The organism is Halomarina salina, assembly GCF_023074835.1.
Classification (GTDB): Archaea; Halobacteriota; Halobacteria; order Halobacteriales; family Haloarculaceae; genus Halomarina; species Halomarina salina.
Map to the genome: position 1 here is coordinate 1 of NZ_JALLGW010000001.1, position 12,233 is coordinate 12,233.

Annotated in this window: 13 protein-coding genes; 5 read left to right on the forward strand and 8 right to left on the reverse strand. The window is 70.3% G+C overall.

Annotated features, from left to right (window positions below; all coding sequences use genetic code 11):
- A partial coding sequence (locus tag MX571_RS00005; RefSeq protein ID WP_282594439.1) for a transcription initiation factor IIB occupies positions 1–486 on the reverse strand: 486 nt, incomplete at its 3' end.
- Between the two features lie 211 nt (positions 487–697).
- On the opposite strand from MX571_RS00005, the gene MX571_RS00010 reads away from it, so the two are divergent.
- Entirely contained in the window at positions 698–1,234 is a 537-nt protein-coding gene (locus MX571_RS00010) for a DUF84 family protein (protein WP_247413546.1), read from the forward strand.
- 26 nt (positions 1,235–1,260) lie between these two features.
- Here the strand turns inward: MX571_RS00010 and MX571_RS00015 are convergent, their stop codons facing one another.
- Together MX571_RS00015 and MX571_RS00020 are read right to left on the reverse strand one after the other, a co-directional pair.
- Positions 1,261–3,066 carry a flippase-like domain-containing protein gene (locus tag MX571_RS00015; RefSeq protein ID WP_247413547.1) on the reverse strand — a complete coding sequence of 602 codons (1,806 nt, stop codon included), beginning with the start codon at positions 3,064–3,066 and terminating at the stop codon, positions 1,261–1,263.
- 51 nt (positions 3,067–3,117) lie between these two features.
- Positions 3,118–3,627: a hypothetical protein gene (locus tag MX571_RS00020; protein WP_247413548.1), complete on the reverse strand. Its 510-nt coding sequence runs from the start codon at positions 3,625–3,627 to the stop codon at positions 3,118–3,120.
- Between the two features lie 420 nt (positions 3,628–4,047).
- Here MX571_RS00020 and MX571_RS00025 point away from each other — a divergent pair, with 420 nt between their 5' ends.
- The gene (locus MX571_RS00025) at positions 4,048–4,659 is read left to right on the forward strand and encodes an acetate uptake transporter (protein WP_247413549.1); all 612 of its coding nucleotides are present in this window, start codon (positions 4,048–4,050) and stop codon (positions 4,657–4,659) included.
- Between the two features lie 62 nt (positions 4,660–4,721).
- Here the strand turns inward: MX571_RS00025 and MX571_RS00030 are convergent, their stop codons facing one another.
- On the reverse strand, positions 4,722–6,449 hold the full coding sequence (locus MX571_RS00030; protein WP_247413550.1) for a radical SAM protein: 1,728 nt from the start codon (positions 6,447–6,449) through the stop codon (positions 4,722–4,724).
- Positions 6,450–6,576: 127 nt separating this feature from the next.
- Between MX571_RS00030 and MX571_RS00035 the strand changes: the two genes are divergently transcribed.
- Complete coding sequence (locus MX571_RS00035; RefSeq protein ID WP_247413551.1) at positions 6,577–7,473, forward strand: hypothetical protein; 897 nt, start codon at positions 6,577–6,579, stop codon at positions 7,471–7,473.
- Positions 7,474–7,483: 10 nt separating this feature from the next.
- Here MX571_RS00035 and MX571_RS00040 read toward each other — a convergent pair whose 3' ends face one another.
- The 3 genes from MX571_RS00040 to MX571_RS00050 all read right to left on the reverse strand — a co-directional run bounded on the left by MX571_RS00040 (position 7,484) and on the right by MX571_RS00050 (position 10,317).
- Complete coding sequence (locus tag MX571_RS00040; RefSeq protein ID WP_247413552.1) at positions 7,484–8,668, reverse strand: NAD(P)/FAD-dependent oxidoreductase; 1,185 nt, start codon at positions 8,666–8,668, stop codon at positions 7,484–7,486.
- The gene (locus MX571_RS00045) at positions 8,665–9,399 is read right to left on the reverse strand and encodes a creatininase family protein (protein ID WP_247413553.1); all 735 of its coding nucleotides are present in this window, start codon (positions 9,397–9,399) and stop codon (positions 8,665–8,667) included. The genes MX571_RS00040 and MX571_RS00045 overlap by 4 nt, the downstream gene beginning before the upstream one ends.
- Positions 9,400–9,486: 87 nt before the next feature.
- Positions 9,487–10,317, reverse strand: coding sequence for a DUF429 domain-containing protein (locus tag MX571_RS00050; protein ID WP_247413554.1), 831 nt, complete (start codon positions 10,315–10,317; stop codon positions 9,487–9,489).
- Positions 10,318–10,373: 56 nt separating this feature from the next.
- Here MX571_RS00050 and MX571_RS00055 point away from each other — a divergent pair, with 56 nt between their 5' ends.
- Complete coding sequence (locus MX571_RS00055; RefSeq protein ID WP_247413555.1) at positions 10,374–10,532, forward strand: DUF7559 family protein; 159 nt, start codon at positions 10,374–10,376, stop codon at positions 10,530–10,532.
- A gap of 54 nt (positions 10,533–10,586) precedes the next feature.
- Positions 10,587–11,246 (forward strand): Hsp20/alpha crystallin family protein, encoded by a 660-nt coding sequence (locus MX571_RS00060; protein WP_247413556.1) that lies wholly within the window; start codon positions 10,587–10,589, stop codon positions 11,244–11,246.
- Positions 11,247–11,312: 66 nt separating this feature from the next.
- Here MX571_RS00060 and MX571_RS00065 read toward each other — a convergent pair whose 3' ends face one another.
- Complete coding sequence (locus MX571_RS00065; protein ID WP_247413557.1) at positions 11,313–12,131, reverse strand: DUF7388 family protein; 819 nt, start codon at positions 12,129–12,131, stop codon at positions 11,313–11,315.
- Positions 12,132–12,233 lie beyond the last annotated feature (102 nt).

Consider the following 12,233-nt stretch of genomic DNA (forward strand, 5'->3'; position numbering starts at 1 on the left):
GATGACGCTCGCGGTCTCCCGGACGTTCTCGGGGAGGCCGAGGGCGCTCGCCATGCGGTCGATCTCGCCGAGCGCCTGCTTGAGGTTGCGCTCCTTGGAGTCGCGGGTGCGGAACCGCTCGTTCCACTTCCGGAGGCGCTGCATCTTCGCGCGCTGGCGACTCCCGAGCGAGTTGCCGTACGCGTCCTTGTCGCGCCAGTCGATGTTGGTCGAGAGCCCCTTGTCGTGCATCATGTTCGTCGTCGGCGCGCCGACGCGGGACTTCTGGTCTTTCTCCGCGGAGTCGAACGCGCGCCACTCGGGGCCGCGGTCGACGGCGTCCTCCTCGACGACGAGACCGCAGTCCTGACAGACCGTCTCGCCGTGCTCGCTGTCGTCGATTAGCTGACCGCCGCACTCGGGACAGTCGAGTCCCTCTCGCTCGTCGGTCTGCTCGCTCTCCGCCTCGGTCGTTCTCTCTCGGGTTCGTGTGTTCGAATCACTCATTGGTCGAGGGCGCACGCTATCCGGGCAGGTATCCCCCGAAAATCCCGGACAACTGGTTAGTACAGTAGCTTCGCCCAAAACCTTCTTAACCATTCCGATACTCCGACGTAGGGAAACCAGTCTCGTCGGCACTGTCCCTCCGGGGCGAAAATACAACTGAGAGACACTTCAGTTCGCAAGAGCGAACTTCTCCTCGCGCGCACCGTCACTCATGCACGTCGCAGTCGGGAGTGCGAACCCGGTGAAACGCCGGGCCGTCGCCTCGGTCGTCGCGGGGGAGTGGACCGTCGAGAGCGTCGCCGTCCCCTCGGACGTCGCCGAACAGCCACGGGGTCACGTCGAGACGCGGACCGGCGCGGAGAACCGGGCGCGAGCGGCGTTCGACGCGACGGCAGAGACGTCGCCGTCGTCGCCGAGGCTGGGTGTCGGTATCGAGGGCGGCGTCGCAGACGTCGAGGGCTGTGACGCGCTGTTCCTCGTCAACTGGGCGGCCGCTACCGACGGAGAGCGCCTCACCCGTGCGACCGGTCCGTCGTTTCCCCTCCCCGACCACGTCGCCCGTCGCATCCGCGACGGCGAGGAGCTCGGCCCGGTGATGGACGACGAACTCGGCGAGTCGGACGTGAAGAAGAGGCAGGGCGCGGCGGGCGTGTTCACCGCCGGGATGGTCGACCGCGAGGCGAGTCTCGCGACCGGTGTGGCCGCGGCGCTCGGCCCGTTCGTCTCCGAGCAGTACGAGTCGCGCTGAGGGAGTCGCCGTCGTTTCCGAATCGCTCAGTCGTTGGTCTTCGCGGCGTCGGGCGAGACGTCGCGGGACTCCTCGACGGCCGTCGTCAGCGAGACGTTCAGCAGGAGCGTCGAGGCGACGCCGCCGACGAGGGTGACGACGTTCTTCACCGCGTGGTCGACGACGGCCGCGCCGATGACCACCGTCGACGGGACGGGCGTGAACGCGACGACGATGAGCGTGAACGCCCCCTCGTAGAGGCCGACGCCGCCCGGCGTCAGCGGTAGCACCTTCGCCAGGTTCCCGACGCTCACCGCGAAGAAGCCGACCGAGACGAGGACGACCGGCGAGAGGCCGACGTCGAACGCGGCGAACACGAGGAGCGCGGTCACCACGTCGAGCGTCCAGATGGCGACGCTCGACGTGCCGACTCGGACGAACGCCGCCCGGTTCCCGGCGACCGTCTGGACGTCGCCCACGAAGCGTTCGATGACGCCCGCGACGTAGTCGGCGTAGGAGTCAGAACTCAGCCGTCGGACGCCGCGCCGGACGAGGTTCGTCTCGGCGCGTGCGCTGGCGAGGATGAGCGACACCGCGCAGAGCGTGGCGACGCCGACGAACGCGGCGACGTACAGCGCCGTCTGTCCGCTGTCGGCGTACTGGTCCGGTGCGGCCCCGAGACCCGACGGGTCGGCCAACCCCGACACGGCCAGTCCGACGAGCACCGTCCCGGCGAGCACCGTGATGGTGAGCAGGTCGAACACGCGCTCGACGGCCAGCGACGCGAACCCCGACGGGTAGGGGATGTTCCGGCGTGCCTTCACGATGTACGCCCGGACGGCGTCGCCGGCCCGTGCGGGGAACACGAGGTTCCCGGTCTGGGAGATGAACACCGCGCCGGTGAGGAACTTCACGTTCTCGTGGTAGCCGAGTTCCGCGAGGATGTCGCGGTAGCGCGCCCCGCGGAGCGGCCACGAGAGGAGGTAGACGACGGCCGCACCCGCGACGTACCGCGGGTCGGCCGTCGCCATCTCGTCGAGGACCTGCCCGAAGTCGATGTAGAACGTCATCAGCAGCACCGCGACGGCGACCAGGAGGGACCCGGCCGCCATCGTCGCCCGCGGCGTCGCCCGCGGTTTGACGGAGAACTCGTACCAGCACCGCAGAATCTGGCTCCCCATCCCGAACACGTCGCGGACGAGGTCCACCTTCGTGTCGCCCTTCGGCGTCCAGCGTACGGGGAACTCGTTGATGCGGTAGCCCTGGCGCTGGGCGCGGACGAGCACCTCGGTGTCCCAGAACCAGTGCTGGTCGGCCACGTCGTCGAGCAGGTCGAACAGCGCCTCGCGGTCGAACGCCTTGAACCCGCACTGGTGGTCGCGCAGGTCGGAGCCGAGCATCGTCCGCGTCAGCGTGTTGAACCCGCGGGAGGGGACGCCGCGCTTGCGGGGGCGTTCGGCCACCTCGCCGGGGATCCAGCGCGAGCCGGTGGCGACGTCGTACTCGCCCGAGCGCACCGACTCGACCAGTTCTTCGAGGTGGCCCATGTCGGTGGCGAGGTCGGTGTCGAAGTAGACGAGGGTCTCGCCGTCGGCCTCCCGGAACGCCCGGACGAGCGCACCGCCCCGCCCCAGTCGCTCGTCGGAGTGGACGTGTCTGACTCGCGGGTCCCGCCCGGCGAACCGCGCGGCTATCTCCGGGGTCCGGTCGTCACAGCCGTCCTCGGCGACGATGACTTCGAACGAGTCCTCGGGGAGGAACGAACCGAGCGTGTCGAGGGTCGTCTCGATGGTGCCCTCGATGGTCGCCTCCTCGTTGTACGCGGGGAGGACGACGCTCACCTCGACGGTCATTGCGCCGGAGTTGCGCACTGTGACGTATCAACCTTCTGGGTGCGTAGCGTGTCACGTTCGAATCGCTGTCCCGTCGACGCGCCGTATCGCCTCCGTGCTGACGAAGTACGTGGCTTCGGCGGTGAGGTCTGCGTTGGACTGCTCGGCGACCTGCGTCCCGTCGACCGTCGACCGAACCGTCCGGGTCCACGAGTAGCCACGTCGCACCCGGACGTAGACCCCGCCGTCCGCACGGTCGAGGACGGTCGTCTCAGCACCGAAGACGCCGCCGAGGCCGTAGCTGTCGACGTCGCTCGCCGCGAGCGCGTTCAGGACGAACGTCTCCTCGTACTGCAGTGCCGCCTGCGTCGCGGACTGGTTCGTCAGGGTCGAGGGCGGGTCCGGGTAGCCGTTCGGACCGGCCTGTTCGGTCCAGCGTGCGGTCGGGGGGGTGGGGTCCGGGCGTGTGGTCTCGACCGTCGTCTCGTCCGTGGCGCTCGGCGGAGCGCCAGAACTCCCACCGAGACAGCCGGCAGTGAGGAGGACCGCGACGAGGAGCAGTGAGTGGATGCGGAGGGCCATACCGGGGGTAGTCCCATCAACCGATAAGTATCTTCAGGTGGAACGTTCCCGCTGTTCAGCTGTCCGACACGACGCCGTCGGGTTGCTTTCGACAGCCAGCAACCGAACGCAACGAACGGAGCGGTGTCGCCGACCCGTCTCGTCGAGCGAGGTGTTCGACCGGGCACGAGAGCGTCGTCACCTGGTGGAGCGGCGTCGGTCCGGCGAACCGCCGCCACGACCAGCGAACTATCGACGGCAGTCACCGACGCGACGGTGCCATGCACTGGCAACCCACACATCTACTCGACTCACGCTGGTAGCGCCGGACGAGTTGCCGACCGGGGCGAAGGCCGGTCCGGGCGGTCCACCCCGATTCGTGCGTCGCGCGCGACGGCCTTCGGTACTGGCGTGACCGGTCGACAACGGCGGGTCAACACCATGCCTAAGGAAACCAAACTCGCGAATCCGGCACCGCTCGGCCTCATGGGTTTCGCACTGACGACGATGATCCTGAGCCTCATCAACGCCGGGCTGTTGCCGGACGAAGGCGGTATCGCCGTCGTCATCCCCCTCGCGATGGCCTACGGGGGGACGATGCAGATAGTCGCCGGTATCCTCGCGTTCCGGAAGGGCGACACGTTCGAGACGATGGCGTTCAACACCTACGGCGCGTTCTGGTGGTGGTTCGGACTGGCCGAACTGTTCGCCGTGAACGGTCTCCTCTCGCCGAGCACGACGGCCATCGGCGTCACCCTCGTCGGGTTCGGCGTCATCACCACCATCCTGCTCGTCGGGACGCTGAGACTCAACTGGGCGCTGTTCGCCGTGTTCGCGACGCTGGCGGCGACGTTCTACCTCGTCGGCGTCGGCGACTGGCTGGGCATCGACGTCCTGGTCACCGCCGGGGGCTACGTCGGCATGGTGACGGCCGTGCTCGCCGCGTACACCGCCGCTGCCGAGGTGCTCAACTGGACATTCGGCGAGGACCGCATCCCGCTCGGAGGCAGTCCGACGAGCGGCCGGCGAACCACCGCGCAGACCGCGGACTGACGGGTCGCTGTCGACCCGAGGTTCCGCTTTCCGGAGAACTGCGACCGTCCCGAGCGCCTCGCTCAGTCGGCTCCCTCGGGCGACCGGACCTCAGCGAAGTCGGCCAGCGCCACCTCGACGCGCTCCTCGGCGTCCGAGAGCGACGCGAACGGCCGGTCGACGACGAGGTTGCCCGCCCGCTGCTTCCCGAGGCCCGGAATCGCGGTGAGTTCGTCCATCGACGCCGCGTTCACGTCGAGGGGGTACGGGACGCCCGACACGGACCGGAACCCGTGGTCCGTGACCGCGACGTCGACCGTCCGACCGAGTTCGAGTTCGCCGGGAATCCCCACCAGCAGCGGGTAGGTCCCCAGCTGTCGGCCGAACGTCTTCCCGTCCTGGTGGTACTCCAGGTGGACGTCCGGCAGGCGCGTCCCGGCGGGCGCGACCCGTCGGAGCATCGGCCGGTCGATCTCCTCCCGAACGCGCGTCTTGTACTGCTTGAACAGCTTCTTGTGGTCCTTCGCTATCTGCGACCCCGTCTCGGACATCTCGGTGCCGTCGAACGCCATCACCTGCCGGATGTTGACCCGTCGGAGCATCAGGCCCGCGTCGTACACCCGGTGGAGGAACTGCTCGTTCAGGTCGTACGTCTCGCGGGTCTCGCCCTTCAGTCCGTGGAGCAGGTTGATGCCCGGCAGGAGTTTCGGGAGGCGATTCACCGCCTCGTCGCCGTGGGTCGGTGCCGTCGAAGAGTCCTCGCCGGGTCGCCACCCGGCCGCCTCGTTGACGATGCGGACCGCCTCGAAACACTCGTCGGCGGTGACGTTGAGGTTGTTCTCCTCCTGGACGACGGGGTCCGCGCTCTCCAGACCGAACGCCGCGGTGTCGCCGGGCGTGTTGTGCTTCGCGATGACCTCGATGCCCTCCCGCGAGCGCTCGGGGTACTCGACGACGGTGATGGGGTTCATGTTGTCGAGGTGGAGCGTCCCGAGGTCCGGGGCCACCTCGCGGATACCGCCGTAGAGGTCTCGCAGCGCGTCGGGGTTGGGGGCCTCGCCGTCGCCGCCGTAGGCGAGGATGTCGGCCTGCCGGCCGAGCCGGAAGTGCCGGACGCCGCGTTCGTACAGCGCCTCGACCTCGGCGACGACGGTCTCTGGCGGTCTGAACGTCGGGTTGCCGTACAGCGGTTCCGTGCAGAACGAGCAGCGGTACGGACAGCCCCGTCCAGTTTCGAGTTCGGCGATGAGGTAGTCCGGGTGGTTCGGGTGGTTCTCGACGACGAACGCGCCCTTGCGCGCCCAGCGCGTCACCTCTTCGACGTCGCGCATCCGGTTGTTGAACCCCTCCAGCCCGCTCTCGACGAGGTCGTAGGCGGCGGCCTCGACATCGCCCTTGGCGACGAAGTCGTAGTCGAGGTCCTTGCGCTCCATGTCGCTCGCGCCCTCGTTCTGGTCGCCGACGCCGAAGCGGACGGGACCGCCCATCAGCGTCGTGCCGTCGGCGGTCCACGCCATTCGACGCACCTCGTCGGGTTCGGCGGGCGTCCCTCCGACGTACTTGCCGGGGACGGTCATGCCGCCGATGTATATCAGCAGGTCCGCCTCCTCCACGTCCTGCCACTTCGCGGGCGTCTCCCGCAGGGCGTCGATGGTGTGGTACGTGATTCGTTCGTCGGGGACCCCGGCGTCGACGAGCGCACCGGCGGTGTACCGGGGGTACGTCGAGACGTACGGCGGCACCCCGAAGTGGGCGGGCTCGTCGACGTAGCCGTCCACGAGGGTGACGTCGAGCGTCGCCGGGTCGGTCATGGCCGTTCCTACCGGTCGGACGGGTAAATCGGTGACGACACGCCGGGTCGAGGCCGAACGGGCCGTGTCACCGTCGTCCACGAGGCCGCAAGATACACGGTCGGACGGCGTACAGTGTCCACTCGCAATGCCCTCCCGACGAGCCGTCCTCGGTGGCTGTGCTGGCCTCCTCGCCTCCCTGGCCGGCTGCAGCCTCCCCGCCCTCCCCGGCGAGGAGCCACACCCCACACGCGAGTGGCTCTACGCCCCCGGCCGCTTCGCCGACGACTGGCGGCGGTATCGCGTCGTCAACCGGACGCCCGTGCTGTGGGACGACCACCGCGAGTGGCTGGACGACCAGCGGGTCGCAGACGCCATCGGTACGCACCGGCCGTACTACGGGCCGTTCGGCGTCGAGACGCGCGACGTCGACTGGCAACTGCGCGTCGGGGGCGTCGACCGGTCGCTCCCACGGCTCTGCGTCTCCGCCGCCGCGTTCAACCGAGGACGCCTCGAAGACGCCATGAACGCCACGACCGAGGAACGCGTCGACGACTACCAGACGATGGCGATGTACCGGACCCCCGACCACGACAGGGCGTTCGCCGCTGGCGGGGACTACCTCGTCGACTGCCAGTACGACGGTCCCGACGACCCGGCCACCGCGCTCCGGACGTGCATCGACACGCAGACCGGGTCGGTGGACCGCTTCACCACCACGAGCGAGCACTGTCGGCTCCTCGCCGACGCGCTGGCCGACGACGCCGAGTTCGCCTTCGACGTGTTCGACGCCCCCTCGAACGGTGTCGTCGGCCGCGGCTGGCGACGGCTGTTCGACGAGGAGACGACCCACCTCACGGCCGTCGTGCTGTTCGCTGACGAGGCGAGCGCCGCCGAGGCGAGCGTCCGCGACTCCGTCTCGCTGCCCTCGTGGCGACCCGACAGGGAGACGTCGGTCGACGTGGACGGGCGACTCGGCGTCGTCATCGCCAGCAGGCCGACCGAGACGGTCCGACTCGACGCGCCACCGTTCCAGTTCGCCTAGTGTAGTCCGACTAGTCCAGTTCCATCCCCTCGACGACGGCGAACTCCTCGTCGCCATCGAAGCGCTGCGGGTCGAACGCGTCGATACCGGGGCCGGCCCCGACCACCTGCGCCGCGAGTCGTTCCGCCAGCGCCGGGGCGCGCATGAACCCGTGGCCCTGCCAGCCGGTGGCGACGAACACGCCCGGCGCGCGTTCGCCACAGAGCGGGTGGCCGTCGGGCGTCGCCGTGCAGAGGCCCGCCCACGCGCGAGCGACGGGGTAGGACCGCCCGAGCGTGGTCTCCTGGTAGCCGGCACAGTCGGCGAGGAACCAGTCGTCGGCCTCCCGGTTCCAGTCGTCCGGGTCGCGCTCGACCGGTTCGGTCCCGTCACCGACGAGCAGACCACCGTCCCGCGGTCTGAGGTAGTACCCGCCGGTCGCGTCGAAGCACATCGGCACGCGGTCCGTGACCGGGTCGGGGTCGGTCACGAGCGCCTGTACCCGATAGGGTTTCAGCGGTATCGGTAGCCCCGCCTCGGCCAGTACCCGTCCCGAGTGCGCACCAGCGGCGACGACGACGGCGTCGTACACCTCGCTCCCGTCTTCGGTATCGACGACCGGGTCGTCCTCGCCGTCGTCCCGGTGCAGACCGACGGGCGTCTCCTCTCGAATCTCCACGCCCTCCGAGCGCGCAGCGTCGGCCATCGCGGCGGTGTACGCGCCGGGGTCGGCGTACCCGGCGTTGCGCGCGACGGCCGCGAGAGCGACGTCGTCGGTCCGGAGGGACGGGAACTCCCCGGCGAGTTCGGCGGGGGCGACCAGCGACACGTCCCGGTCGTGGTCGCGCATCCGACCGACGCCCTCGCGGATGGCGTCGGCGCGGCGCTCGTCCCCCTCGCGGACGAGGATAACGTACGGACAGTCGGTGAACTCGAAGCCGCCGGTCCCGGAGAACTCGCGGAACCGCGCCATCGCGCGGTCGCCGAGTTCGGCGTCGATTCGGTCCGCGTAGGCGTCGTAGCAGACGCCCGCCGCGCGGCCGCTCGCGCCGTCCGCGACCGACCCGCGCTCGTACAGCGTCGCGTGGGCTCCGCGCTGGGCGAGGTCGTGAGCGGTCGTGACGCCGACCGCGCCGCCACCGACGACGGCCACCGTCGGGGCGCGGTCGGTGTCGGCCGACGCGACGCTCGTCGGGGTGTCCGCCGCTTCGCTCATCGGTGCGGTTCGGCCAGCAGGTCCTCGAACGGGCGCTCGGTCAGCCAGTCGACGAACGCGTCGAGTTCCGCGACGCTCTCCTCCAGGAGGTCCTCCCCGAGCATCGCCGTCCCCTCTGTCGGGTGGCCGACCGCGCCGCTCTCGGAGAAGTCGGCCGTGTCGAAGCCGATGGACGCGCCGTGGACCGTCTTGCCCCAGGAGGTCGCCCCCTCCGCCTCCGCCTCTGCGGCGTGTTCCTCGTCGACCAGGTCCTCGGCGAGGTGGAGCACCAGACTCGTCTCGTGCTGGTCGGCGTGGCCGATGACGTAGTTGGCCGCGTCCCACCAGTGCCACGGTGCGAGGAACGCCGTCTCCTCGGCGCGGAGCGTGCGGGCCGCTCGCTCCAGCGCCCCGATGTTCCCTCCATGCCCGTTGACGACGACGACCTTCCGGACGCCGTGGTCCGCGAGGCTCTCGACCGTCTCGCGGACGAACCGCTCGAACGTCTCCTCGCTCACCGACAGCGTCCCGTGGAACTGGCGGTGGTGGCCGCTGACGCCGATAGCGAGCGTCGGCAGGACGGTGGCGGCGTCGTGGTCGAGGTCGGCGGCGACGGCCTCGGCGACGAGGTGGTCGGTCGAGAGGGGGAGATGCGGGCCGTGCTGCTCGGTCGAACCGACCGGCAGGACGCCCACCTCCACGTCGTCCAGTGCGGCGGCGAACGACCGCGTGGTGTGGTCCGCGAGGTGCATACGGTCTTGCTGACCGCCGAGGGGCTTAACTCTCGGCGGACGGCGACCGCTGGCCCAGTCCGCCGACAGTCGGCAGCGCTTCCCGTCTCAGACGTAGATGTAGCCCTCGGCGGGGTGGAACTCCCGGTCGGTGGCGAACCCCTCCCGGACCGCCCGGTACGTGGCGTAGGCCGCCAGCACCGCGTCGAGGGCGTCCCCGCCGGTGTCGTCGAGCGCCGCCGTCCGGACCGACGGGGTCAGCGTGCAGTCGTCGGGTATCCCCGCGACGATGCGCTCGCGACGCTCGGCGTACGCCTCGCGGTCGGCCGCGTCGGCGCCCTTGTAGCGCTCGTCGGGCAGGTCCAGCGAGCGGAGCGTCGCGGCGGGGTAGACTTCACAGAGCGTCGGCCGGTCGTCGGCGTCGCTCTCGCGCTCCTGCATCGGCGCGACGGTGACCGCGCCGTCGGTCACCAGCGGTCCGAGGACGTCGCGGACGCCGTAGAACGTCTGGTGAGCGACCAGCCAGTGGTACGGCGAGGACGCACCCACCTGCTCGTCGGTCGCTCGGCCGACGTACGACCGTTCGCCGTCGGTGCGGTACTCGACGCGCTCTCGACAGCGCGCCCGCAGGTCATCGGGGCCGTCGAACTCGCCGGGGAACCAGCGCAGGAACTCCGGCCACGAGTCGCAGTCGTGGACCCCGAACGGCAGCCCGAACGAGAAGTCCAGTCCCGCGGCCGTCGGTTCCTGCAGGCGCTCGCGGAGTTCGGCGAGTGCTGGGGCGCGGTCGGCGGTACCCGCGAGGTCGGTCAGCGAGCGAACGGTCTCGACGCGGAGGTGGCCGTCGCCCTGCTCTGTGCCCTCGACCGTGGCTGACGCGAGCCACGTCGTCCGGCCCGCGTCGGCCGCGCCGCTGAAGTCGACGCCGTAGACGTCCATACCCTTCCCACGGGGTCGCCGTCGAATTGATTAACGGGCGCGGCGTACGTCGGTTCATGCCGAAGACGATGGAGGTCAAGTGTACCGAGTCGGACTGCGAACTCGACATGTTCGAACTCCACTACACATACGACATGCCAGACGAGACCGGTGTCGAGGACTTCAGCTGCCCGTACTGCGGCACGGGGGACGGCCTCGAAGAGATAGTGCTGTGAGTCCCGTGCACACCGCGGGGAACGACTAAGACCATGACGAGCGAATCCACGAACATGTTCAAGGAGTTGGGCGAGCGCGTCGAGAGCGCCGTTCTCGAAGGCATCGGGCGCTCGTCGGCCCGCTGGCAGGAGAAGACGCCGCTGAAGGTCGACCTGCTGGAGAGCGAGGACGCCTTCCTCGCCGTCTTCGACGCCCCCGGCGTCCACCGCGAGGACGTCGAGGTCAGGTTCGACGAGAACACCGTCTTCGTCCGCATCGACCGCTTCCGTGACTTCCACGACGAGTTCGACATGCGCCTGCCCGGTCGCGGCCTCTCGCTCGACGGGTCCGTCGACCTCCCGGCCGACGCCGAGGTGGACGCCCGCGAGGCCGACGCCACCGTCACGCAGAACGGCACGCTCCGCGTCCACGTCCCGAAGACGGAGTCGGGGCGCTCCGTGACCGTCGGCGACGAACCGGGCGACGGCCCCCTCGACGGGGGCGCACCGGGCAGCGGCGGTGACGCGACCGGCGCGGACGACGGACCCGTCGAGGTCTCCACCGGCGACGCCGGGGTCGACACCGACGAGTCGGACGACACGGACCTCGGCAGCGACAGTACCGACCTCGGCAGCGACGACGCCGACCCCGAGACCGGGCTGAGCGAGGACGAGGTCCCCGACGGACCCGAGGACGACGAGTTCGACGGCCTCGACGGCGACGACGAGAAGTGAGGTAACTGGTCGCCGAGGAGCGACCGTCGACGCGACGGGTCGCCGAAGCACGACGTTCCGGCGACGCTATCGGAACGCGTCGAGACCGCGAGCGGGGTAGCCGACGACGGTGTCGACGCCCGCCTCGTGGAGCGACGCGACCTGTTCTCCGACCGCCTCCGGCGTCCCGGCGAGCGCGTAGTCGCGACACGCCGCCACCAGCACCTCGCGGGCGCGACCCGTCGCTCCGCCGTCCGTAGCCGCCCCGTCGGGCAGTGCCGCCCGGACCGGCCCCCGTCGGGCGACGTAGCCACCCAGCGCGTCCAGTAGCACGTCCTCGTCGTCGGTGAGGAGCGTCGGCGCGTAGACGGCGACGTCGCCCTCGTACCCCATCCGGCGCATCGCGCGGACCTCGCCCGCCGTGGAGCGGTCGAGCAGGTCGTACTGGACCGCGTCGTCGCCCGCCGCCAGCGCGACGCGTTCGATGCTCTCGGTGCCGACCCACGGTTTCGTCGCCGGCGTCCGGTCGGCGTCCGCCGAGCGCTCGGCGTGCCAGTCCAGCGCGGCCCGGAGGCGCGGTGCGATGGCTCGCGCGCGCTCCTCGGCCGTGAGGTACGCGCCGTGACCCGCGACGAACGTCAGGCCCACCTCGGCCGGCACCTCGCGGAGCAGGCCGTCGTCCCCCAGCGGGTCGAACCCGTCGGCGCGGACCGGCGCGGTGAGCAGGAGCGTCCGGTCGGCCGCGAGCGCCCGGAGCGTCTCCTCGCCCGGGAGCGCCTCGCGGCCCTCGTAGTCGAGCGCGAGCACGTCGACATCGAGCGCGGCCGCCGCGTCGAGGTCGTGCTCCGTCGGTTTCAGCGCGAGCGCGTCCAGTCCGGTTCGGGCGTAGGTGTCACTCGTCAACATAGATTCCACCGGGTCGAGAAAGCGTGGCTAGTGACCGCGCGGAACGCGACCAGCCGCGTGTGCGACCATGGATTTCGTGGGTGGCGGGACGGTAAGTGCGTG

Coding starts and splice junctions, on each gene's coding strand:
- MX571_RS00010 (WP_247413546.1), top strand. CDS start 698: ATGCACGTCGCAGTCGGGAGTGCGAACCCGGTGAAACGCCGGGCCGTC.
- MX571_RS00015 (WP_247413547.1), bottom strand. CDS start 3,066: ATGACCGTCGAGGTGAGCGTCGTCCTCCCCGCGTACAACGAGGAGGCG.
- MX571_RS00020 (WP_247413548.1), bottom strand. CDS start 3,627: ATGGCCCTCCGCATCCACTCACTGCTCCTCGTCGCGGTCCTCCTCACT.
- MX571_RS00025 (WP_247413549.1), top strand. CDS start 4,048: ATGCCTAAGGAAACCAAACTCGCGAATCCGGCACCGCTCGGCCTCATG.
- MX571_RS00030 (WP_247413550.1), bottom strand. CDS start 6,449: ATGACCGACCCGGCGACGCTCGACGTCACCCTCGTGGACGGCTACGTC.
- MX571_RS00035 (WP_247413551.1), top strand. CDS start 6,577: ATGCCCTCCCGACGAGCCGTCCTCGGTGGCTGTGCTGGCCTCCTCGCC.
- MX571_RS00040 (WP_247413552.1), bottom strand. CDS start 8,668: ATGAGCGAAGCGGCGGACACCCCGACGAGCGTCGCGTCGGCCGACACC.
- MX571_RS00045 (WP_247413553.1), bottom strand. CDS start 9,399: ATGCACCTCGCGGACCACACCACGCGGTCGTTCGCCGCCGCACTGGAC.
- MX571_RS00050 (WP_247413554.1), bottom strand. CDS start 10,317: ATGGACGTCTACGGCGTCGACTTCAGCGGCGCGGCCGACGCGGGCCGG.
- MX571_RS00055 (WP_247413555.1), top strand. CDS start 10,374: ATGCCGAAGACGATGGAGGTCAAGTGTACCGAGTCGGACTGCGAACTC.
- MX571_RS00060 (WP_247413556.1), top strand. CDS start 10,587: ATGTTCAAGGAGTTGGGCGAGCGCGTCGAGAGCGCCGTTCTCGAAGGC.
- MX571_RS00065 (WP_247413557.1), bottom strand. CDS start 12,131: ATGTTGACGAGTGACACCTACGCCCGAACCGGACTGGACGCGCTCGCG.